The organism is Dyella sp. 2RAB6, from assembly GCF_052115385.1.
Classification (GTDB): domain Bacteria; phylum Pseudomonadota; class Gammaproteobacteria; order Xanthomonadales; family Rhodanobacteraceae; genus Dyella_D.
Genome location: NZ_JBFRGP010000004.1, coordinates 237,926 through 258,056 on the forward strand (window position 1 = coordinate 237,926; position 20,131 = coordinate 258,056).

Sequence of the window (20,131 nt, forward strand, 5' to 3'; positions counted from 1 at the left end):
CCATGGCTTACGCAATCGCGGTTGCTGCTGAGGGGCTGGAGCTCGGTGCAGTTTCATCCGCAACCATGTCTTCCGCGGCCTGCCTGTCTTTGACGACCAGTGCGCGCTTGAGTGCGATCTCCAGAAACTTCCCACGATGCCTCGTGCCTATGCTGATCAGGCAAAGCCAGTACAGCCAGGCCACTCTCGGCATAGTCGGCCATGTCCGCGATCTGATCGCGAGGGAAGCCCGTGATCCACGAAATCAGCCCGCCGTAATGCGCGAAATCGTAATCGAGCTGTTCCGCATATTCGGTCCGTTCTGAGCGGAAGCTCGGGAAGCGTGGTGGCCACTTCGGTATGAGAGTTGCCGCAACGGCAACCAGTTCCACCAGGAGAAGGAAGCAGGCAATGACGAGCGTGTAGAGCTTATCCGGTAGCACCTTCATGGAGAGAAAGAAAAGGGCGACCGCGAGTAAGGATATTGCATAGCCGTACTTCTCTCTGGTCGATAATCCTACGGCGACGCCAGGGTGCTCAGGTATGTCGTCAATGCACTCATTCAATGTCTTGAACGTCAGCGTGACTGGCCGGTCCATGCCTGTTCTCCCCTGTGGTGCTTCAAGCATAGCGCTCTTCGAAGGGCCCACGGCGAGTATCATCTTGCACTCACAACGGGGCGTGCCGCGCCAGCGTTGGGATAATTTCGCTGAGGAAACCCGAGTCGTGACGCTTGCCATCCCTGCTTTGCTTCCCCGCGATCTGTTCGACCTTTCGCCCGATACTCTCTGGCTTTCCCACTGCAAGGACGGCCCGATTCCGCGGGTTGCGGTGCAGCAGCTCACCAATCTCCTCGATACCGAACGGCATCCCTGGTCGCTGCGCTGGAACGAGGATTTCCTCGATATCCAGGACTCTCTGCGCCAGGCCGGCGCCGCACTGTTCGGTGTGGATATAAGCGATATCAGCCTCACCACCTGCACCTCGACCGGGCTGCAAGCGGTCTCGCTTGGCTACCCGTGGAAAGAGGGTGACGAGGTGCTTATCCCGGTGGGCGAATTTCCCAGCAACCGGTTGCCCTGGCTGGCGCTGGAGTCGCGAGGCGTCCGTTGCCGGGAGGTGGCGTTGTGGCCCGGCCAGGTGGTCAACGCTGCCGTGCCGCCGCGTGCGGGTATCGAGCCCGAACAGCAGTTGCTCGACGCCATCACCCCTCATACCCGCGTCGTCTCCGTGTCCTGGGTGCGTTACCAGGACGGACTTCGCCTCGACCTTGCCAGGCTGGGACGAGGCTGCCGTGAGCGAGGTGTCCATCTGGTGGTCGATGGCATCCAGGGTGCCGGCACGGCGGTGCCGTCGTTCGAAGGCGTGAGCGCTTTCGCCACCGGTGGGCATAAGGGGTTGCTCGGTCTGCAAGGGCAGGGTTTGCTATGGACCGATGCCGCTTTTCGCGAACAGCTGATGCCGGTAGGCACGTGGTTGTCGGCGCCGGACGCGTTTTCGCAAGGCGGCACGCAAGCCAAGGCAAGCTCGCCATGGGCCGCCGATGGGCGCCGGTTGGAGGCGGGAAGTCGCTCTATCCTGTCGTGCGCGGCCCTGGCCAGCTCGATCCAGGTCTTGCTCGACCATGGCGGTGCCCCGGCCATCCAGGCTCACGTGATGCGTTTGCAGCGAGCCTTGTTGGCAAAGTTGATGAGCTCTACGAGATGGATGGCCGAGGCAACGCGGCTGGGCGATCTGATCCAGGCAGGCCGCCTGGGATCCATCCTTTCCTTCGTCCCACCTGCCGAGCGTTTCGATCGCTTGCTGAAAGACGCCGAAGCGAGCGGTATCGGCACCAGCATTCGGGAAGGCTATCTGCGCATCGCATTTCATGGCTGGCATTCGGGCCAGGATGTGGAGCGCTGCGCGGCATGGCTGATGGCCGACTAGCCTTTGCAACGTACCCGACCTCTTTGCCGGGTACGCGTTGCGTGCTTCGACGCAAGCGGTATCGCTGCCGTTATCGCCCCGGCCCGGTCTGCTGCTGATTCGGCTGCGCTGGCGGCTGTTGCGACTGCTGCGCCTGCGTCTCCTGATACTGCTGCATCGCCTTCGGCCACTGCGCCGCGCTTTGCTCCATCGGTATGTTGGCCGCGGCGGTAGGCACGCTGGTCTGGCGGTCGAGGAAATGATCTTTCGCACCCGGCGTGGCTTGCGTCGCCCATAGCTTGCTGTGGTCCGCACTCAGCGCCACCTGGTCGATCCGGCTCAGGCCATCGGCCCGGGCCTGGACGACGACCGCCGCGGTGATGTTGTCGGTGTGCTGGTCCGGCTTGCGGCCCAGCTTCTGATCGAGTGCGGCTACTTGAGCACGTGTGTGGTCGAACAGCGAGTGATCGGGGTGCTTCGGATCGTCCAGGCGCAGCGGTGGCGCTGGCGATGCCGGTGCGGTGATCGGAGTTGTCGTCGGTGTGATGTGCGGCGTCGTATGGGCTCCGGCGGCTTGCTGCGCCTGCCGCGTGGTGTTGAGCTCCTCGCGGATATTGCCGTCCGCCGCATTCGTACCCCAGATCATCCCCGGCGTATTCCATTGGCCCTTGGCATCGCGCGTATAGGTGTGGCCATCGGACGCTTCCAGCACGCTTCCCTGCGTCTTCAGCGTGTTGGTCACCACCGGCGGCACGCCGCCGAACTGGTTCCAGCCGCGTTGCTCGTACGCGGTCTTGTAGTCCTGCGCGATGTGCTGCGCCGAATGCGTCAGGTTGTCCGCCACGATCTGCCGCGAGCTGCGTTCGAGTTCGGCGGCGCGCTGCGGGCTGGCGACTTCGGTGCGGTAATCCATCACGCGGTAGTCGATCAGGCCGGCCGCGATGGTGCGGCTCCACTGGTGCGTTTCGGCGCTACGTGTCCACGGCGCTTCGCGCAGGCTGCGCGTGTCGTGCTCGTTGGCGGGGATCGTGTAGGGATCGCGCGGGGTCGGCGGATGGGCCAGGGTCAGGCCGATCGCGACGTTGGAGGCTTTGTAGTCGAGCTGGTTCTTGAGCGCGGGGTCGGCGGTCAGTTTCTCCAGCTTCTGCACCGGCATGCCTTCGCTGTAGCGCATGGCCTCGAAATCCAGTTCGCCGGTCGGGTGCAGGCGGGTCCAGCCCTGGTCCGCTTGCTTGGGATCGAAATGCCAGTGATTCCCCTGCTGGTCCGTCTGGTTGTAGATGTGGTGGTAGTCGATGGCCTGCGCCAGCTTCTCGCCGCCGATCGCGCCGACGATGCCGCCGAGCCCGCCGGCGATCAGCGCGCCGGGCCCGGTCTCCGAGAACACCAGCGCACCGCCGGCCGCTCCCGCTTCGGCGCCGGCCAGCATGCCGCCGGTGCGTGCGTAGAAGTGGCCGACCTCGGAGTTGGCGCCGACCACGTTGCCCTGCTGGCGCATATCGGCGGCGCGCGAGGAGGTATGCGCGGCGTCGTAGAGCACCGCAGCGGTGCCGACCACGCCGAGCGCACCCTTGGCCATGGCGCCGACGCCGACTTCGCCGCCAGCCGCGCCCTTGGCGGCCTCACCCGGGCGGATCCGTAGATTGACTTCGCCCTCGCCGATCACGCTCTTGGGCGGCCCGGTGGGCGGGTGCAGCTCGGTGGCCTTGGTACGCGCCTCGCCGACCCGCGGTTCGGCCGGCGGATGCGCGACGACACCGGTGTGCGAAACGTTCCATGCCTTGCTGGCGCCGGACATCTGTTCGAACTTGAGTTTGGAGAAGTCGCTGAGCGGCTGGCCGAAGACGGTTTTCTGCGCGGCGTTGTAGCCGTCGATCAGGCGGACGTCGGCGCGGAATTCGGCCAGGGTAACCTTCTGGCCATTGGCTTTGAGCGTGCCGTCGGCCAACGACTGTTCGAGCTTCTGGAAATCGCCGGCGGACTTGCTGGCGAAAGCGAGCGGGTTGGGGCCGAAGTCGCTGATCGGATGGCCGTTGACAATGGTCTTCGGGCTTTTCAGCGCCTCGGGCAACTCGAAGTTGGAGAATCCGCGATTCGGCGGGGCATTCTCGACGAAGGCCACGATGGGACGCCCGCTGTGGACGGCGTTCTCCATATACGGTGCGCTGCCGGCGTTCCACATCATGTCCTGCAGGGCGCCGCCGGTGTTCTTGCCGTAGACCTCGATGCCTTCGGACGCCAGGTAGCGCGTGAAGCCGCGGTCGACCGTCTTGAACTCGGCGGTGGCCTTGCACTTTTCGATGTACTCGCCCCAGGGCGTGTGGCCGATGATGTCCGCGCGCCCCTTGGTGTCGGCGACGTACTCGGAGGCATTCTTGTAGTTGCTCTTGTTCGCAGCGTCGGTACCCGAGAACGCCACATAATCGACACCCGCAGGCAGCTTGGGCGGATGCGCCGCCATCTCCTTGGTTACATAGTCGGCGTAGCTGTGGGTGGCATCGACCCCGGAGCCGGGCGATTTCAGGTAGGCAATCACCTTGTCGATCTCGGCGGGCGAGAGCTTGTTGCCTTGCGCATTGGTGGCGCCGCCCATGGTGGTGCGCACCACGTCTTCGAACACGAATGGGGGCGTGCTCATGACTGCACCCCGGACAGCGGATGCATCGGGATGTCGATGGCCGCGACGAGGATCTGCCCGTCGGATTCCTGCGTGGCACCCTGCGGTGCCGCCATGCCGTGGCGTTGCAGGGCGTCCTTGGCGATCACGACTTCGTAGCGCACGTCTTCGTCGTAGTTGTCGGTCCGATCCTGGTAGGTCTTGATCAAACCGTCGGCCAGTCCCCACAGAAAGCTCAGGTCGTCGCCCGGGAACGCGAGCCAGCCCTTCAGCTTGAGCGCCCAATCGAGGGTGGTGTCTTGCCCGAGGTCCAGTACGAAGGTGCGCTGCGTGCGGTCACCGTCATGCGCGACCTGCTGTGTGCCATTGCAGCCGAAGCCGAAACGGTTCTCGCCTTGATAGACGCCGAACTGATATTCCGTTTCGCCTGGTTTCCCGGTGGGCAGGGTGCGCGATTCGAAAATCTCGATGCCGTGCTGCCGATCCACGGCCGAGCCGTCGTTAGCTTCGAAGCGCAATGGAGTGAATGACATGGCGATTGATCCGGTGGGTGCGGCGGGTCAGTGGCTTGCTTTCAGATAACGGAGACACGAGCGTGCGCCCTCGGTCGCACACGAGGTTTCCGTCTGAACATCAGGGAGAGCTGCGCTAAGCATGGGGCTCGCCTCCTGCAAGCGGGGGGCGGCGGTTCCTTGGGCCGGCCTGGAGCAGGAAGGTACGCCGCCGGCGGGGGCAGTGCAACGCTGTGCCACTGACCAGGGATTTGCCTGGAAGCTAGTGCTGTTGCGGGTTCCGGGCGAGAGCGGTGCGGTGGAGCCGGGGCGCGGGGCCGGGCATTTTCAGCTTGGTGCGATGCTCATCACATTCGCAAGTTCCTGCTTTCTTGGCCTGCCGAGTGGGCCAGTGGCCAGGTCTGGTGGCTTGAACTAGTCATGTCCCAACACCCGATGTGGCCGATAGGGCGCCTCCAGCCTCGCGCATTCTTCTTGGGTGAGGGGCAGCGCCAATGCCTCCATCGCTTGTTCCAGATGTTCCATCTTCGTCGCCCCCACGATCGGCGCCGTCACTCCGGGCCGATGCAGCAGCCACGCCAGCGCAACTTGCGCTTGTGCCATGCCGCGTTCTGCTGCCAACTCCGCAACCGCATCCACCACTCGAAAGTCGTCTTCGCTGTAATACAACGCCTGCGCGAACGCATCGCTCTCGGCGCGCACGGTAGCGGCCTTATTCCGCGGTCGCGCCAGAAAGCCTCTCGCCAGCGGACTCCACGGCAGCGCTGCAATCCCCGCATCCCGGCACAGCGGCAGCATCTCGCGCTCTTCTTCGCGATACGCCAGGTTGTAGTGGTTCTGCATCGAAACGAAGCGTGTCCAGCCGTGCCGCTCGGCCGTCATCAAGGCCTTCTGGAACTGCCACGCGTACATGCTCGACGCGCCCACATAACGCGCCTTGCCGCTGCGGACGATGTCGTGCAGCGTCTCCAGGGTTTCCTCCAGCGGCGTGTCGTCGTCCCAGCGATGAACTTGATAGAGGTCGACATAGTCCATGCCCAACCGCGTCAGCGAGGCATCGATGGCATGCAGCAGATGCTTGCGCGACAAGCCGCGCTGGTTCGGTCCCGCGCCGGTGGGGTAGTAGGCCTTGGTGGCCACCACCACTTCCTCGCGCCGCGCGAAGTCGCGCAATGCACGGCCGAGCACGCGTTCGCTGTCGCCGCCGGAATACATGTCGGCGGTGTCGAAGAAGTTGATGCCCAGTTCCAGCGCGCGGCGAAGGATCGGGCGGCCTTGCTCCTCACTGAGGATCCACGGCTTGGCCTGCGGGTTGCCGTAGCTCATGGCACCCAGGCACAGGCGCGATACCTTCAGGCCGCTGCGTCCGAGCTTGACGTATTGCATGGCGTGCACCTCGCGCTCAGGCCGGCGGACGGTGCAGCGCGACGCCTGCCGCCACCAGGGCCACGCCCTGGATCTCGACCGGCGTCGGCAGCTGGTGCAGCACCAGCACGCCGATGATCACAGCGGTGGCCGGCAGCAGGGCCACGAACAGCGCGTAAGTCGCCCGTGGCAGCCGCGCCATCGCGAGCTGATCGAATACGTAGGGGATGACGGAGGAACTCAGGCCCACGGCCAGGCCGGCGCCGAGTGCGATCGGGTCCAGCAAGGCGGGTGCAGCGTCGCGCAAGCCGAGCGGCGAGATCGCCACGCCGGCCACGATCATCGCGGCGCCCAGGCGGTCGATGGGACTGGTGGCGGGATCGGCGCGGGATACCGCATGCGCCAGCACGATATACGCCGTGAACAGCGCGGCATTGGCAAACGCCCAGAAGAACGCCTCCGGTGCGCCGCCGAAACGCATGTGGGTGAGCAGCGCTACGCCAGCCGCCGTGAGGCCCAGCGCCACGATATTGCGCCGCGAGCGCACGCCGGCCAGCGCCAGCGTCACCGGCCCGATGAACTCGATGGCGGCCACAGTGCCCAGGGGCAGGGCCGCGATGGCTTTGTAGAACGAGTAATTCATCAGCGCGAACACGCCGCCGAGCGCAAGCATGGTGGCCTGGGCGCTGCGCGTGGAGGCCAGGAACGCGCGCCACGGCTTGCGCCACAGCGCGAACACCAGCGCCGCCGACACGATCCGCAACCAGGCTACGCCGGCCACCGGTACGCGCGTGAACAGCAGTACGGCGAACGAAGGGCCCAGGTAATGGAAGATCGCGCTGCCGACGAAGAACGCGTGCGGAGGGATCCGTTCGGTCAACGGCAGCCGGCTTTCGTTTTTACCATCTATTGTATTCATGATGGTGAGGTTTATACGCCCGCAAAACTCACCTGTCAAAACCATATAGATGGTAAGATGCGCCGCATGGACGCACTCGACCTCAACCCCGATGGCTACGGCGGCACCTACAAGCTGATCGGCGGACGGCCCAGCCTGGACTTCGTGAACACCATCAGCTGGCCCGACACCGAGCGCGAGCACGATTGGCTGGCACTGCCGGAAAACGCGCGGCGCTGGTTCGCGGCGATGGACTTGCCTTTTCCGCGCGGCAAAGGCCTGGACCTGGCGCCGCTATACAAGGCGCGCCAATCGCTGGTTCGCGTGCTGCGTCCGTTGGCGCACGGAGAATCCGCCGCCGAAGCCGCGATTGCGGAACTCAGCAAGGCATTGGCGAAGGCTTATCAGATGCGGGCGATCGATCCGCATACCCTGGCCTGGCATTGGCCGGAGCCGGCCACACCTCACGAAGCGTTGGCACCACTGCTGCTCGACGCCGCGGAACTGGTCACCGCCGCCGACCACGATCGCCTGCGCTACTGCCCCTCCTGCGACTGGCTGTTCGAAGACCAGACCCGCAACGGCCAGCGCCGCTGGTGCGATATGGCCGACTGCGGCAGTCGCGACAAGGCGCGGCGGTATTACCAGCGGACGAAGGGATAGCCGCCACCCGGGTCGGGTGGCGGCGCTTGTTTCAATGCTGCTGCAGGAATGCACGCACCAGGCGTTCGATCTCTTCCGGCGCGTCTTCGAAACTGTAATGGCCCACGCCATCGAGTTTGTGGATCGGCGCGGCAGGAAACAGCGCACTGAACAGCGGCAGGAAATGCCGGGCATGCAGCGTGCGGTCGGCCATGCCCCAGATCGCGATGGCGGGTTTTTCCTGGATGGCGCGCCAGGTCGATTCGTTGGGCTCTTCGAATCGATGGATGCCAAGCGCGAAGCCTTTCGCCCAGCCCAGCGCGCCGGCGCAGGTGTCCGGGGTGGTGAAGCGCGAGCCGTAGGCGCGCAACCAGGTGTCGTCGATCAGCGCGTTGTTTTCGAAGCCGTTGAGCTTGAGCGTGCTGAGGATGTTGTAACCCAGTTCGTTGAGCACGCCTTCGAGGCGGCCCTCGGCTTCGGCGCGCAGAATCCACGAGAACCACGGCGCTTCCGGCGCATTCGCGGTCAGCCGTTCGCGCTGGTCGGGGTGGCCGAACGGCGTGGGGCCGTTGACCGAGACGATGCGCCGGATGCGGTCCGGATGCCGCGCCGCCAGGCCCATGCCCATAGGTCCGCCGAAGTCGTGCAGCACCAGGGTGATGCCGCGCAGGTCCAGGGCGAGCACGAAGCGTTCGAGGTTGTCGATGTGGTCCTGGATCCAGTAGCTGCGGTCCCGCGGGGTGGCGCTCTTGCCGAAGCCCATATGGTCGGGGGCGACGACGCGGTGCGTGGCGCGCAGCGCCTTGATCAGGTGGCGGAACAGATAGCCCCAGGTGGGCTCGCCGTGCAGGCACAGCACGACCTCGCCGTCGCTAGGGCCTTCATCGACGTAGTGCATGGCGAAGCCGGAGACGTCGCTGAAATGCGGGGCGAACGGGAAGCTGCCGTCGAATGTCTCGTCTGGGCGGATCATGGGCTGGTCTCGAAAAAGGAAGGGAAGGGAAACCCGCGCGGGCACGGCTCGGCCTCACCCGTTGCGGATGCTTTCGCTTGCGTAAGGAGCGGCACGCCATCGCGCGCACTCGGGCCGATGGCGTTGGTTTCAAATTGAAACCTATTGCCTTTGTAGCAGGCGTGGTTCTATCTTGCAACCATATCGGCCGATAGCCGATCTGGACACGATCATGGTCAAGCGCGTTACCCAGGAAGATTCGCTATGCGGCGTCGCCCGCCCGATGGATGCCATCGGCGACGGCTGGTCGCTGTTGATCGTGCGCGATGCGTTCAACGGCATGCGCCGGTTCGGGGAGTTCCAGAAGAGCCTGGGGCTGTCCAAGAACATTCTGGCCGCGCGGCTGCGCCATCTGGTCGCGCACGACATCGTGGAGGCGGTTGCCGCGTCCGATGGCGGCGCGTATCAGGAGTACGTGCTCACCGAGAAAGGGCGTGGCCTGTTCCCGGTGCTGGTGGCGCTGCGGCAGTGGGGCGAGGATTTCCTGTTCGAGCGCAAGGAGGCGCGGGTCATGCTGGTGGATAAGCAGACCGGTCGCCCCCTGGAGAAGCTGCAGCCGCGCGCGCTGGATGGGCGGGATGTGGCGCCCGAGGATACGGAAGTGCGGATGCCTGCGCGGCGGCGCTGACGGCCGCCGGGCGCGTGCGCACGAGCCCCGGATTTGCTCCAGGGCTCGTGCGTGCCGGTCAGGCGATTTCTGCTGTGGTCAACGCGGGATAGTCGATGTAGCCCGCCGCGCCCGGTGCGAAGAACGTCGCCCGGTCCGGCGTATTGAGCGGTGCGCCCTGGCGGAAGCGCTGCGGCAGGTCCGGATTGGCCAGGAACGCGCTGCCGAAGACGGTGGCGTCGGCGCGTCCGTCGGCCAGGGCCGCTTCGGCGGACGCCTGATCGAGGCCGCCGCCGATCAGGTATGCGCCGTCGAAGCGCGGCCGCAGCAGCGCGTGGTAATCGACTTCCTTCGAGTACGGCGCCACGTGCAGGTAGGCAAGCCCCAGCGGCTTGAGCTGCTCCACCAGGTAGGTGTAAGTCTCCTGCGGATTGGCGTCGACGATGTCGTTGAAATTCATCTCGGGCGAGATCTTCAGACCCACGCGATCGCTGCCAGCTTGCTCCACCATCGCGCGCAGCGTGTCGAGCATGAAGCGTGCGCGGTTGGCGATCGGGCCTCCGTACTGGTCGTCGCGATGATTGGTGCCGGAGGAAAGGAACTGTTCGGGCAGATAGCCGGAGGCGCCGTGCAGTTCCACGCCGTCGAAGCCGGCTTCCAGCGCACGCCGGGTGGCCTGGCGATAGTCTTCGATGACCAGCGCGACCTCATCGGTGCTCAGCGCGCGGGGCGTGACGAAATCCTGCTGTCCCTGATCGGTCCAGGCCTGGCCGGCCGGCTTGATCGCCGAAGGCGCCACCGGCAGTCGTCCGTCCGGTTGCATCGACGGATGCGAGATGCGACCGGCATGCATCAGCTGCATGAAGATGCGGCCGCCGCGCGCATGGACGGCGGCGGTGACGAGCTTCCATGCCTCGACCTGGGCCTCGGTCGCGATGCCCGGCGTGCGCACATAGCCTTTGCCGGCGGCATCGGGGAAGACACCTTCGGTGACGATCAGGCCGGCATCGGCGCGCTGGGCGTAGTAGGTCACGGCCAGCTCGCTCTGCACGCCGTGGTCATCGGCGCGCGAGCGGGTCATCGGCGCCATCACGAAGCGGTTGGGCAGGGTGTAGCGGCCGACCTGGACGGGGGTGAATAAACGGCTCATGGGGGAATCCTCGAAGGGGTGTTGCTGCGCATGCTCCGCCACCCTCGTCGTGGGATAAAGACGGTAGAATAGAAAACATTGATCCACTGATGGAGCAATCGCCGTGGAGCTGCTGAAGGACATGGGCCTGTTCGTGGAGGTGGTCAGGGCGCGCAACTTCCGCCGCGCGGCCGAAACGCTGGACATGCCCAGCTCCACGCTGTCGCGCCGGATCTCCCTGCTGGAGAAGGCGATCGGCCTGCGGCTGCTGCATCGCACGACGCGCAAGGTAGAGCTGACCGAGGCCGGCCAGCTTTATTACGAGCGCTGCAAGCGCATCGTCGACGAAGCCAGGCTGGCTCACGAGCAACTGGGCGACATGCTGATGCAGCCCAGCGGGGTGTTGCGTATTTCTTCCTCGGTGGATTTCGCCACCTTCGTGCTTGCACCGCTGCTGCCCGAATTCGCCGCGCGCTATCCCGGCATCGGTTTCGATTTCGATCTCACGCCGAGGAAGGTCGACCTGGTCGCCGAGCCCTTCGACATCGCCATCCGCATGGGCGAACAGCCCGCCTCGAATCTGGTGGCGCGGCTGCTGGCGCGCGTACCGCAGGCGCTGTTCGCCGCGCCGGATTATCTGCAGCGCGCGGGAACGCCACGGCGGCCGGTTGACCTGGCGAAGCATGAATGCCTGCGTTTCCTGGGCGGCCGTGCCGACGAGTGGACCTTGCATCGCCGCGAGGAAGTGCAGCGCATCGACGTGCAGGGCCGCATCCGCGTCAACAGCGTCGGTATGGTGCACCGGCTGGCGCGGCAGGGCCTGGGCATCGCTGTCCTGTCCGATGCGCTGGTGGTGGAGGACGTGGCGAACGGCAGCTTGCGGCGCGTGCTGCCGGCCTGGCGTTCGGTGGTGGTTCCGGTCTATGCGATGACGGAAACGCGCTTGCTGCCGGCGAAGGTGCAGCGCTTTATCGAGTTTCTGAAGGAGCGCCTGGGGCAAGGCGAAGCCGCTAGGCCTCCAGCGCGCGATAGCTGAAGTCCCGCAACACGACGCTGCCTTCGTGGGCGCTGTAGACAGCGATCTTCAGCGCCAGGAAACCACCGAACACATTGTGGTGAATGCCGGAAACCTCCATGCGCAGGGGATGCAAGGTCCACGTGCGTCCTTCGTCATGCGAGTAATGCCAGGTCACCACATTCTTCTCGTTGGTGAGCCGGATACGCACGCGCGACGTAGGCATGGCCTGGCGGATCCAGGGATGCTCCTGCGCGTACTCGAAGGTCTTCATGGCGTCCGCCGTGAAGCCGACGCCGACGAAGGCCTTGGGGTTGTAGAACAGCAGCAGGCCGCCTTCCGCGTGGCCGCTGAGTTCGATCGCGACCTCCGCTTCGTATGAGCGATCGCCGACTGTGCAGACGAGTGGCGTGCTGTCGGCAGGCGACTGGCCTTGCGCGGCGAGGCGCAGGCCGCCGCCGTCGACGTCGCTGATGCGTTGCATCTCGGCGGGTGTCGCGTCGTGGAACGCCCACGGCATGCCGAGCCGCTGCATCGCGAAGTTGCCCGACAACGTCATGCCATGCCGGCTGGCCCGTCCGCCCTTGGGTTTGGGCAGCGGTTTGGACAGGTCGCCGCCGAGTGCGCGGAACCAACCGTCGCCGGTCCACTCGATCGGTTCCAGCAAGGTCTGCCGGCCCAGTGTGCGCAAACCGTTTTCGTAAGCGTGATAGACCATCCACCAATCGCCGGCGGGCCCCTCCACCAAGGATGCGTGGCCGCGCGACCACCATGGTTCGTCGGCGCTTTTGCTGCGCACCAGCGGGTTGTGCGGGCAGTGCTCCCATGGCCCGTGCACGGACTTCGAGCGTGCGGCGATCACCATATGCCCGGTCGGCGGGCCGGCGGTGCCGCCGACGGCGGTGACCAGGTAGAACCACTCGCCGCGCCGCAGCAGCTTGGGGCCTTCGGGTGCGAAGGTTTCCACCACCCAATCGTCCGGATAGCGCCACGCGTTGTAGGCCGGTTGCAGTTCGCCGTCGGCGGCAAGGCCGTCGTCGCTCAGGCGCACCTTGCGGATGCCGTTGACGAACAGATAGCGCTTGCCGTCCTCGCCGACGATATGGCCAGGGTCGATGCAGCCAGGGATCTTGAGGTCGACCGGCTCGCTCCATGGCCCTTCGATGCGGTCGGCCCAGATGGCGTAGATCGACCATGGCTTGCCTTCCGGCGCCGCGGGCAGATAGATGAAATAGCGGCCATTGTGCTTGCACAGGTCCACGGCCCAGACCGTGCCGATCGGCTTGGTCAGTGCGGGGACGACGGGCGCCCAGTTGACCAGGTCGGTGGAATGCCAGATCAGCAGCCCGGGGCAGGCGGAGAACGGCGAGAACGTCATGTAGTAGTCGTCGCCGTCCTTGAGGATGGTCGGGTCCGGATGGTCGCCGGCGACGATGGGGTTGCGGTAAGTGCCGTTGCCCAGATCCGCCTGGCGCTGGCCTTCGATGCCGTGGCGCCACGTTGCGGTTGCAGGTGCGGCTGCGTTTGCGCGGATGCCGGCGGCTTCCAGCGCGAACGGTGCGGACGCGGCGCCAGCCAGCAGCAGTTGCAGTGTTTGACGGCGGCGGGTGTCGACCATGGCGGTGTCTCGCTCGTAAGGGGCACTAGGCGCCGAATCGTATCGACGCCAGTAGCGCGTGGGGCGGCAAGGCGGCCCGATGACGCAAAAACGCAAGCAGCGACGGCGGATATCGCAAATGCGCTCGGCCTGCCTTGAGCTTGGCAAGCACAAGGTGCATGTCACGCCTGGCGTGACGAAGCCTCCAGTCGCGTGGCCTGCTTTGCTACGCTCCGCCCACGATTCCGGCGAGGGGAAGCCAGGCACATGGCGGTGGAACACCAAGGGGTAGCGTTGCTGCCGGTCATCACGCTGCTGGCCGCGGGTGTCGTCGCGGCGCCGCTGTTCAAGCGCCTGGGCCTGGGCGCGGTGCTCGGTTATCTCGCCGGCGGCCTGGCGATCGGGCCGTTCGGGCTGAAAGTCTTTACCGACCCCGGCGCCATCCTGCAGGTGGCCGAGCTGGGCGTGGTGATGTTCCTGTTCCTGATCGGGCTGGAAATGCACCCCTCGCGCCTGTGGAGCCTGCGCCGGCAGATCTTCGGCCTGGGGTTGGCGCAAGTGGCGGTCTGCGCGTTGGCGCTCACCGCGGTGGGTGTGCTCACCGGCTATCCGGTGGCGCCCTCGTTCGTGGCCGGCGCGGGTTTCGTGCTGACCTCCACGGCGATCGTGATGCAGCTGCTGGAAGAGCGGCGCGAGGTGAACGAGCCGAGCGGCCAGCGCATCGTCTGCGTGCTGCTGCTGGAAGACCTGATGATCGTGCCGCTGCTGGCGGCAGTGGCGTTCCTGGCGCCGATCGCGCCGGGCAGCCCGGTGGCGCACCGCGGCATCGACTGGGGCGCGATCGGTATCGGCGCGGCCTCGATCGCGGGCCTGTTGCTGGCCGGACGCTATCTGCTCAATCCCTTCTTCGGCCTGCTGGCGAACGCCCGTGCGCGCGAGGTGATGACCGGCGCCGCCCTGCTGGTGGTGCTCGGCTCGGCCTATGCGATGCAACTGGGCGGTTTGTCGATGGCGATGGGCGCGTTCGTGGCGGGCGTGATGCTGTCCGAGTCCTCGTACCGGCATCAGCTGGAGGCCGACGTGGATCCGTTCCGCGGCATCCTGCTCGGCCTGTTCTTTATCGCGGTCGGCATGTCGCTGGACCTGCGCGTGGTGGCGACGAGCTGGCGCACCATCCTGTGCTATGTGTTCCTTTACATGGCCGCCAAGGCGCTGGTGATCTACGCGGTGGCGCGGCTGTTCCGCTCATCGCACCGCGAGGCGGTGGACCGCGCGGTGTTCATGGCGCAGGGCGGCGAGTTCGCTTTCGTGCTGTACGCCGCTGCGGGGGCAGCAGGCATCATCAATGCCGAGCAGAATGCGCAGCTCACCGCCATCATCATTCTGTCCATGGTGCTGACACCGATCGCCATCGCATCGATGAATGCGATCCGCGCGCGCCTGGGTCCTTCCACCGACGGCTACGAACGGCCCGATGGCCTGAACGGCGCGGCGCTGGTGATCGGCTTCGGGCGGGTGGGGCAGATCGCCAGCCAGTTCCTGTTCGAGCGCGGCTACGAGATCTCGATCATCGATACCGACGTGGAAATGATCGACACCGCGCGCAGCCTGGATTTCAAGGTGTATTACGGCGACGGCACGCGTCTGGACATTCTCGAAGCCGCCGGCGCGGGGCGTGCCGGCGTGGTGCTGGTGTGCGTGGACAAGGCCGATGAAGGCACGCGCATCACCGAGCTGGTCAAGGCGCAGTTTCCGCTGGTGCCGGTGCTGGTGCGCGCGGTCGATCGCCGCCACAGCATCGACCTGATCAAGGCCGGCGCGGACCTGGAAGTGCGCGAGACCTTCGAGTCGGCCGTGCTGCTGGGCGAGGCGGCACTGGCGAAGCTGGGCGTGGATCGCGAGGAGATCGACGAGATCGCCCGGCGCCTGCGCGAGCGTGACCGCGAGCGTTTGCAACTGGAGATCACCGGCGGCCTGTTCGCGGGGCGCGCGCTGTTCAGCGGCAAGCGCAACGCTGCGGATACTGGCGAGACGTAGGCCATGCAGCGGCGTTGGCGCATCGTTCGCTTGCGCGGGTAAGCGGAGCGCGCTGCACCGATCGCATGAATCGTGGCGCGGCATTGCGCCGCGCCACGATGGCGAAGCTACTGCACGGTGAGGAAATAGGTCAGCGACCTGACCATGCCCGTCATATCCGTCATCCGGCTCACCAGCGTGTGCTGGCCAGGCCGCAGCGGACGGAACATCAGGTAGTAGCCGTAGTTCACCGCCGGTTGCCAACCGGTGGTGATGCAGGGATCGAAGCTGGTCTGCAGACTCGGATCGCCCTTGAGGGAGAACAGGTTTTCCGAGGTGTACAGATAATCATTGACGGAACGGATGGGGTGGCCGTCCAACGTCACCTGCATGTTGCCCATCATCGGATAGGTCTTCGCGTCGGCCACCAGGAAGTCGTACAGCGACTGTCCTGGCTTGGGACCGAAGTTCGGATCCGGGCAGGGGTAGGTATCGCTGATGAAACCGACCATCAGCAGCAGCGCCTTGCTGTGCGGCACCGTGCAGGTGCGCGCGACATCGCCGGCCATCATCATCGGCATGGCCGCGGGCGCAAGGTTCCACACCGGGCCGTCCTGGCCTGCTGCGCAGAACGCGCCGGTAGTGTCGAACACCGGATTGCTGGCTGAAGGCTGCGCATACAGCCACTGCAAGGAGCGGTCCGCCCAGCCGAAGATGCTCTTGCCGAACGGACGCGCGTCCTTGGGATAGAGCAAGGGATTGGGACCGAAGCCGAGCAGGTCATTGCCCGGCGGCTCGGCCGCCTGTGCGGTGACCAGCGTGGTGCAAGCGAACAACAGACCACAGAACGTCTTGTACATAACGCCCTCCTGGTGAATGTGCGTGCGCGGAAGCGTGGGGTGGGGACGGTGGGATTCCGCGAGCCCAGCTTGGGTGGGTGCGATGGAGCGCGCTTCCAGAAACCTGCGCGCTTGCGTTCGGCCACCGGGCGGGTTGCGCGGCGCAACCGCGCAGCGTGCCGTGTCTCATCGCGGCGCGCTTCCGGAAACGTGCTTTTGTGCGCTGGCCCGGTGTGTGCCGCCGGTACGGGCGTATGATCGGCCCCGGATGCCGGCGGGGGCTTAGGCGAATGTCCATTGTGCAGACAGTGCTGAGTTCATCTCACTTCACGGTGATGACCCAGGATTGCAGCTATCCGCGCGTGAATTGCGGTCACGGAGAAGGCGAGCCCGCGCGCTTCCTGCTTACGCGGCGCGGCGCGTTCTCGATCCAGGTCGGCAACCGCACCTGCCTGGCGCGACCGGGGCAGGCGGTCTTCCTGGGCCGCGACGTGGAGTACCGGGTCTCGCATCCGGACCATCGCGGCTGCGCCTGCTGCACCGACGTGTGGCTGGAGGATGCGTGGCTGGATGGATTGGGCTTGGCAGGCGCCCATGCACCGGCCTGCCTGGATATCCAGCACGATCTGCATCTGCAGCAGGCGCATGTGGAGATGTTGCTGGGCATGCGCGGCGGACCGGATGCACTGGAAGCCGAGGAGGCCTTGCTGGCCGTGCTCGACGGATTAATGCACGGCGGCGAACCGCCGCGCGCATCGAACCGCGGCGCCGCGCGCCAGGTGCGCCGCGCGCAGGAGGCGATCGTCGCCAGCCCCGGTGAGAACCTCGGCGTCGACGAACTGGCGCGGGTCGCGGGTTGCTCGCCGTTTCATCTATGCCGGATCTTCCGCCAGGGCACCGGACAATCGCTGCGGCAGTTCCGCGTGCAACACCGCCTGGGCACGGCGCTGGGGCGCCTGGGCGAAGGCGAGGAAGACCTCGCGGCGTTGGCTTGCGACGTGGGCTTCAGCAGCCACAGCCATATGACCGATGCGTTCCGGCAGGCGTTGGGGGTATCGCCCAGCGATCTTCGAGACACGCTTCGTGCCAGCGATCTGAAACGGCTGCACGCGCGGCTGACGGCAGGTCGAGACGCGCGCTTGCATTGAGGCTCGGTGGGCGGCTGTTGCTCAGGGCGAGTGCGCTGCGCGACCGGCGACCGCATCATTGCCGGTGCCTTGCGCACGCTTCGATGCATTGACCCAGTTCACCTCCCACGTCTTCCCTCCATCGGCGGAGAACGCCTGCTCGTCGCTGTTCGAGCCTTGGGCGAGATGGAGGAAGGAAAACCGCGCCAGGATGGCCTTGCCGTTGTAAGGCTCCTGATCGTAGAAATCGCCGCGCCCGTCCACGAAGGCGCCGATCATCGGCGAGCTGAACTTGCCGCTGTCGCTGCTGACGAAGTTCAGGCTCCACTGGTGCGCGATGGGATTGAACAGGCGCAGCGACAGGAACTGCAGATGGCCGGACGGGCCCTGGGTGTCGATCTCGGCGAGGTTGGCGCGGCCGTTCCATAGCTTGCGTACGCGTACGCTGCCATCGAGCGGAGTCCAGCGGGATTGAGCGGTAAGCGGGTGCTCCATGCGCGACATATGGATGTCCCAGTTGCCGAGTTGCCAATCGAAGTCGTGCTGTCCGGCTTCATGGCCAACCGGCTTCATCGGGGTGACTGCTTCGCCGGGCTTGTAGCGCGTGAGGTTGGCGATGAAGTTCGCCTCCCAGATCTTGCCGCCGTCGTCCGAGTAGTCCTGCTCGTAGCTGTGCGCATCCGGCGAGGTGACCGTCCAGATGCCGCGCACCAGCACGGCGCGGCCCTTGTAGAGTTCCTGGCTGTAGAACTCGCCGCGGCCATGTTCGAAGTGGCCGACGGAGGGCGTTTCCATGTTGCCGTCGTCGCTGTCGGTGAAGTACTGGCGCCATTGATGCGCGGCGGGATCGTAGAGGAACACCGTCATGCCTTCGAAGCGGCCGCCGGGGCTGTCCGCTTCGATTTCCTCGACCTGGGCCTTGCCGTTCCAGAGCGGGTTCACCGTGACGGTGCCGCGCATCTCGTTCCAGTCGGTGTGCCCGGACAGCGGTTCCTTCAGCGTGCGGATATGCGTGTGCCAGGTGCCGATGTTGAAATCGAAATCGTGGCTGCCGTCGGCTGGCGCCGCGTGAGCGGTCGGTGCTTGCCTGGCGCAGGCGAGGCCCAGCGCGACGGCTGAGCAGAGCAGGAGCTTCAGCGTGGCTTGCATGGCGCGACTCTCATCGGCGGGAAGTGATGCGCAAGCTACGCGTACTAATGGTTTGCTTGAATAGCCACTTTTGAGTCTTTTTACATAGCCACTTTGCGCACTGGCCGAGGCACCGAGACGGCATAAAGCAAACGGCACGCGAGAGCGATTCCCGCGTGCCGTTCGTGTCTGGCGCATCGTCGCCACCGCTTTCAAGCGGTGGCGACGGTATCGTCGATCAGCGTGCGCCGCCGGCGGCGTAAAGCTTCTCGCCGGTCAGCCAGTACGAGTCGTCGGAGGCGAGGAACACGGCGATCGAGGCGATGTCATCCGGCTGGCCGATGCGGCCCAGCGGGGTGTGCGCAATCGCTTCCTGGTGGAAGTCCGAGCCGATAAAGCCGGCGGTAACGGTGCCCTCGGTCTCGACCATGCCGGGATTGAGCGCGTTGACGCGGATCTTGCGCGGGCCCAGTTCGCGCGAAAGCACGCCGGTGATCGCGTCGACGGCGCCCTTGGTGGCGGTATAGACCGAGCCGCCCGGCGGCACGATGCGGGTGACCAGCGAGCCGATATTGATGATGCTGCCGCCGTCGTTCATGTGCTTGGCGGCGGCCTGGGTGGTCAGCAGCAGGCCCAGCACGTTCACGTTGAACTGCTTGTGGAAGTGCTCTTCGGTGATCTGCTCCAGCGGCGAGAACTCGTACACGCCGGAGTTGTTCACCAGGATGTCGAGGCGGCCGAACTCCTTGACCGCGGCGTCTGCGATGGCCTGGGCGTCGGCGGCCTGGGAGACGTCGCCCTTTACCGCGACAGCCTTGCCGCCGGCCTTGCTGATGGCCTCGACCACGGCGTCGGCGCCGGCCTTGCTGGAAGCGTAGTTGACGACGACGGCGGCGCCTTCGGCGGCGAGCGCCTTGGCGATGCCGGCGCCGATGCCCTTGGATGCGCCGGTAACCAGCGCGACTTTGCCTTTGAGCTTGCTCATGACGGATTTCCTGTCAGGTGATGGAAGGGCGAACTGCCCGGTTCAGTAATTCAATAGTTCGCAACATATGAACTAACGAACTGCAAGTCAAGGGCTGGTAAGATGCCTGGCATGAGACCGCTAGTTCACCCCTCGATCGAAGACGTCACCGTGGAAGGCATCCTCCACGCCTTGGCCGACCCGGTGCGGGTGGCCATCTACGCCGGGCTCGCCGCGTCGGAGAAGGGCACGAGCTGCTCGGCCTTCCTGCAGTTGGACGACCGCGAGATCCCGAAGTCCACGCTGTCGCAGCATTTCCGCGCCTTGCGCGAAGCCGGCCTGATCCGCAGCGAGCGCCATGGCGTGGAGATGCGCAACACCACGCGTTGCACGGAGATCCATCAGCGCTTTCCGGGGCTGCTGCCGGCGGTGATGGGCGCGTACCAGCAGCAGTTGATGGACCGGATGAAGGCGGCCAGGCGCAGAAGCGGCAAGGCACGCAGCGGTTGAACGCTAAAGAATCTGACAGCGCGCGTTGTCGCCAACGGGCCCAATGAACACACCCGGACGTCGGGTGCCATCAACGAGCCAAAGCCATGTCTGAGAAAACCTGCGCGGCCTGCGACTGCGAACTGGATGCCAGTGCGATCCAGGTGAAGATCGGCGGGAAGACCGTCGAGGTGTGCTGCGAGGAATGCGCGGAGAAGCTGCGGGAAGCGCATGCTTCGGCCGCTTCCAGCCGCTGAGCAGCATTGAAACCGGAAACCGGGCCGCTC

18 protein-coding genes and 1 pseudogene are annotated in these 20,131 nt (G+C 65.6%); 8 read left to right on the top strand and 11 right to left on the bottom strand.

Annotated features, from left to right (window positions below):
* Nucleotides 1-53 precede the first annotated feature (53 nt).
* Nucleotides 54-578 (bottom strand): hypothetical protein, encoded by a 525-nt coding sequence (locus AB4083_RS08865; protein ID WP_441607423.1) that lies wholly within the window; start codon nucleotides 576-578, stop codon nucleotides 54-56.
* A 127-nt stretch (nucleotides 579-705) separates the two neighbouring features.
* Here AB4083_RS08865 and AB4083_RS08870 point away from each other — a divergent pair, with 127 nt between their 5' ends.
* Nucleotides 706-1,908 carry an aminotransferase class V-fold PLP-dependent enzyme gene (locus AB4083_RS08870; RefSeq protein ID WP_441607424.1) on the top strand — a complete coding sequence of 401 codons (1,203 nt, stop codon included), beginning with the start codon at nucleotides 706-708 and terminating at the stop codon, nucleotides 1,906-1,908.
* Nucleotides 1,909-1,978: 70 nt separating this feature from the next.
* On the opposite strand, the gene AB4083_RS08875 is transcribed toward AB4083_RS08870, so the two are convergent.
* From AB4083_RS08875 to AB4083_RS08890, 4 genes are all read right to left on the bottom strand, one after another.
* Nucleotides 1,979-4,525: an XVIPCD domain-containing protein gene (locus tag AB4083_RS08875; protein ID WP_441607425.1), complete on the bottom strand. Its 2,547-nt coding sequence runs from the start codon at nucleotides 4,523-4,525 to the stop codon at nucleotides 1,979-1,981.
* Nucleotides 4,522-5,037, bottom strand: coding sequence for a hypothetical protein (locus AB4083_RS08880; protein ID WP_441607426.1), 516 nt, complete (start codon nucleotides 5,035-5,037; stop codon nucleotides 4,522-4,524). The genes AB4083_RS08875 and AB4083_RS08880 overlap by 4 nt, the downstream gene beginning before the upstream one ends.
* Before the next feature lie 393 nt (nucleotides 5,038-5,430).
* Entirely contained in the window at nucleotides 5,431-6,402 is a 972-nt protein-coding gene (locus AB4083_RS08885; protein WP_441607427.1) for an aldo/keto reductase, read from the bottom strand.
* A gap of 16 nt (nucleotides 6,403-6,418) precedes the next feature.
* On the bottom strand, nucleotides 6,419-7,261 hold the full coding sequence (locus tag AB4083_RS08890; RefSeq protein WP_441607428.1) for an EamA family transporter: 843 nt from the start codon (nucleotides 7,259-7,261) through the stop codon (nucleotides 6,419-6,421).
* Nucleotides 7,262-7,366: 105 nt separating this feature from the next.
* On the opposite strand from AB4083_RS08890, the gene AB4083_RS08895 reads away from it, so the two are divergent.
* Nucleotides 7,367-7,942 carry a CGNR zinc finger domain-containing protein gene (locus AB4083_RS08895; protein ID WP_441607429.1) on the top strand — a complete coding sequence of 192 codons (576 nt, stop codon included), beginning with the start codon at nucleotides 7,367-7,369 and terminating at the stop codon, nucleotides 7,940-7,942.
* A 31-nt stretch (nucleotides 7,943-7,973) separates the two neighbouring features.
* Here AB4083_RS08895 and AB4083_RS08900 read toward each other — a convergent pair whose 3' ends face one another.
* The gene (locus AB4083_RS08900; RefSeq protein ID WP_441607430.1) at nucleotides 7,974-8,894 is read right to left on the bottom strand and encodes an alpha/beta fold hydrolase; all 921 of its coding nucleotides are present in this window, start codon (nucleotides 8,892-8,894) and stop codon (nucleotides 7,974-7,976) included.
* A gap of 211 nt (nucleotides 8,895-9,105) precedes the next feature.
* On the opposite strand from AB4083_RS08900, the gene AB4083_RS08905 reads away from it, so the two are divergent.
* Nucleotides 9,106-9,561: a winged helix-turn-helix transcriptional regulator gene (locus AB4083_RS08905; protein ID WP_441607431.1), complete on the top strand. Its 456-nt coding sequence runs from the start codon at nucleotides 9,106-9,108 to the stop codon at nucleotides 9,559-9,561.
* Between the two features lie 58 nt (nucleotides 9,562-9,619).
* Here the strand turns inward: AB4083_RS08905 and AB4083_RS08910 are convergent, their stop codons facing one another.
* Nucleotides 9,620-10,690 (bottom strand): alkene reductase, encoded by a 1,071-nt coding sequence (locus AB4083_RS08910; RefSeq protein WP_441607432.1) that lies wholly within the window; start codon nucleotides 10,688-10,690, stop codon nucleotides 9,620-9,622.
* A 103-nt stretch (nucleotides 10,691-10,793) separates the two neighbouring features.
* Between AB4083_RS08910 and AB4083_RS08915 the strand changes: the two genes are divergently transcribed.
* Nucleotides 10,794-11,705 carry a LysR family transcriptional regulator gene (locus AB4083_RS08915; protein WP_441607433.1) on the top strand — a complete coding sequence of 304 codons (912 nt, stop codon included), beginning with the start codon at nucleotides 10,794-10,796 and terminating at the stop codon, nucleotides 11,703-11,705.
* Here AB4083_RS08915 and AB4083_RS08920 read toward each other — a convergent pair.
* Entirely contained in the window at nucleotides 11,680-13,302 is a 1,623-nt protein-coding gene (locus AB4083_RS08920; RefSeq protein ID WP_441607434.1) for a family 43 glycosylhydrolase, read from the bottom strand. The genes AB4083_RS08915 and AB4083_RS08920 overlap by 26 nt on opposite strands.
* Nucleotides 13,303-13,548: 246 nt before the next feature.
* Here AB4083_RS08920 and AB4083_RS08925 point away from each other — a divergent pair.
* Nucleotides 13,549-15,255 (top strand): annotated as a pseudogene (locus AB4083_RS08925) (monovalent cation:proton antiporter-2 (CPA2) family protein); the annotation flags it as partial.
* Nucleotides 15,256-15,425: 170 nt separating this feature from the next.
* On the opposite strand, the gene AB4083_RS08930 reads toward AB4083_RS08925, so the two are convergent.
* On the bottom strand, nucleotides 15,426-16,157 hold the full coding sequence (locus tag AB4083_RS08930; RefSeq protein WP_441607435.1) for a hypothetical protein: 732 nt from the start codon (nucleotides 16,155-16,157) through the stop codon (nucleotides 15,426-15,428).
* Nucleotides 16,158-16,426: 269 nt separating this feature from the next.
* Between AB4083_RS08930 and AB4083_RS08935 the strand changes: the two genes are divergently transcribed.
* Nucleotides 16,427-17,284, top strand: coding sequence for a helix-turn-helix domain-containing protein (locus tag AB4083_RS08935; protein WP_441607436.1), 858 nt, complete (start codon nucleotides 16,427-16,429; stop codon nucleotides 17,282-17,284).
* A 21-nt stretch (nucleotides 17,285-17,305) separates the two neighbouring features.
* Here the strand turns inward: AB4083_RS08935 and AB4083_RS08940 are convergent, their stop codons facing one another.
* Both AB4083_RS08940 and AB4083_RS08945 read right to left on the bottom strand, forming a co-directional pair.
* A complete protein-coding gene (locus AB4083_RS08940; protein ID WP_441607437.1) occupies nucleotides 17,306-18,412 on the bottom strand; it encodes a hypothetical protein in 1,107 nt (368 codons plus the stop codon).
* A gap of 217 nt (nucleotides 18,413-18,629) precedes the next feature.
* Nucleotides 18,630-19,376 (bottom strand): glucose 1-dehydrogenase, encoded by a 747-nt coding sequence (locus AB4083_RS08945; protein ID WP_441607439.1) that lies wholly within the window; start codon nucleotides 19,374-19,376, stop codon nucleotides 18,630-18,632.
* A 111-nt stretch (nucleotides 19,377-19,487) separates the two neighbouring features.
* Between AB4083_RS08945 and AB4083_RS08950 the strand changes: the two genes are divergently transcribed.
* Both AB4083_RS08950 and AB4083_RS08955 read left to right on the top strand, forming a co-directional pair.
* A complete protein-coding gene (locus tag AB4083_RS08950; protein ID WP_441607440.1) occupies nucleotides 19,488-19,865 on the top strand; it encodes an ArsR/SmtB family transcription factor in 378 nt (125 codons plus the stop codon).
* Nucleotides 19,866-19,951: 86 nt separating this feature from the next.
* Nucleotides 19,952-20,101: a hypothetical protein gene (locus tag AB4083_RS08955; protein ID WP_441607441.1), complete on the top strand. Its 150-nt coding sequence runs from the start codon at nucleotides 19,952-19,954 to the stop codon at nucleotides 20,099-20,101.
* Nucleotides 20,102-20,131 lie beyond the last annotated feature (30 nt).

Bases quoted from the DNA above. Each gene is read 5' to 3' on its own strand.
- AB4083_RS08935 (WP_441607436.1), top strand. From the start codon at position 16,427: ATGTCCATTGTGCAGACAGTGCTGAGTTCATCTCACTTCACGGTGATG.
- AB4083_RS08875 (WP_441607425.1), bottom strand. From the start codon at position 4,525: ATGAGCACGCCCCCATTCGTGTTCGAAGACGTGGTGCGCACCACCATG.
- AB4083_RS08885 (WP_441607427.1), bottom strand. From the start codon at position 6,402: ATGCAATACGTCAAGCTCGGACGCAGCGGCCTGAAGGTATCGCGCCTG.
- AB4083_RS08945 (WP_441607439.1), bottom strand. From the start codon at position 19,376: ATGAGCAAGCTCAAAGGCAAAGTCGCGCTGGTTACCGGCGCATCCAAG.
- AB4083_RS08920 (WP_441607434.1), bottom strand. From the start codon at position 13,302: ATGGTCGACACCCGCCGCCGTCAAACACTGCAACTGCTGCTGGCTGGC.
- AB4083_RS08865 (WP_441607423.1), bottom strand. From the start codon at position 578: ATGGACCGGCCAGTCACGCTGACGTTCAAGACATTGAATGAGTGCATT.
- AB4083_RS08905 (WP_441607431.1), top strand. From the start codon at position 9,106: ATGGTCAAGCGCGTTACCCAGGAAGATTCGCTATGCGGCGTCGCCCGC.
- AB4083_RS08895 (WP_441607429.1), top strand. From the start codon at position 7,367: ATGGACGCACTCGACCTCAACCCCGATGGCTACGGCGGCACCTACAAG.
- AB4083_RS08930 (WP_441607435.1), bottom strand. From the start codon at position 16,157: ATGTACAAGACGTTCTGTGGTCTGTTGTTCGCTTGCACCACGCTGGTC.
- AB4083_RS08880 (WP_441607426.1), bottom strand. From the start codon at position 5,037: ATGTCATTCACTCCATTGCGCTTCGAAGCTAACGACGGCTCGGCCGTG.
- AB4083_RS08950 (WP_441607440.1), top strand. From the start codon at position 19,488: ATGAGACCGCTAGTTCACCCCTCGATCGAAGACGTCACCGTGGAAGGC.
- AB4083_RS08955 (WP_441607441.1), top strand. From the start codon at position 19,952: ATGTCTGAGAAAACCTGCGCGGCCTGCGACTGCGAACTGGATGCCAGT.
- AB4083_RS08910 (WP_441607432.1), bottom strand. From the start codon at position 10,690: ATGAGCCGTTTATTCACCCCCGTCCAGGTCGGCCGCTACACCCTGCCC.
- AB4083_RS08940 (WP_441607437.1), bottom strand. From the start codon at position 18,412: ATGCAAGCCACGCTGAAGCTCCTGCTCTGCTCAGCCGTCGCGCTGGGC.
- AB4083_RS08900 (WP_441607430.1), bottom strand. From the start codon at position 8,894: ATGATCCGCCCAGACGAGACATTCGACGGCAGCTTCCCGTTCGCCCCG.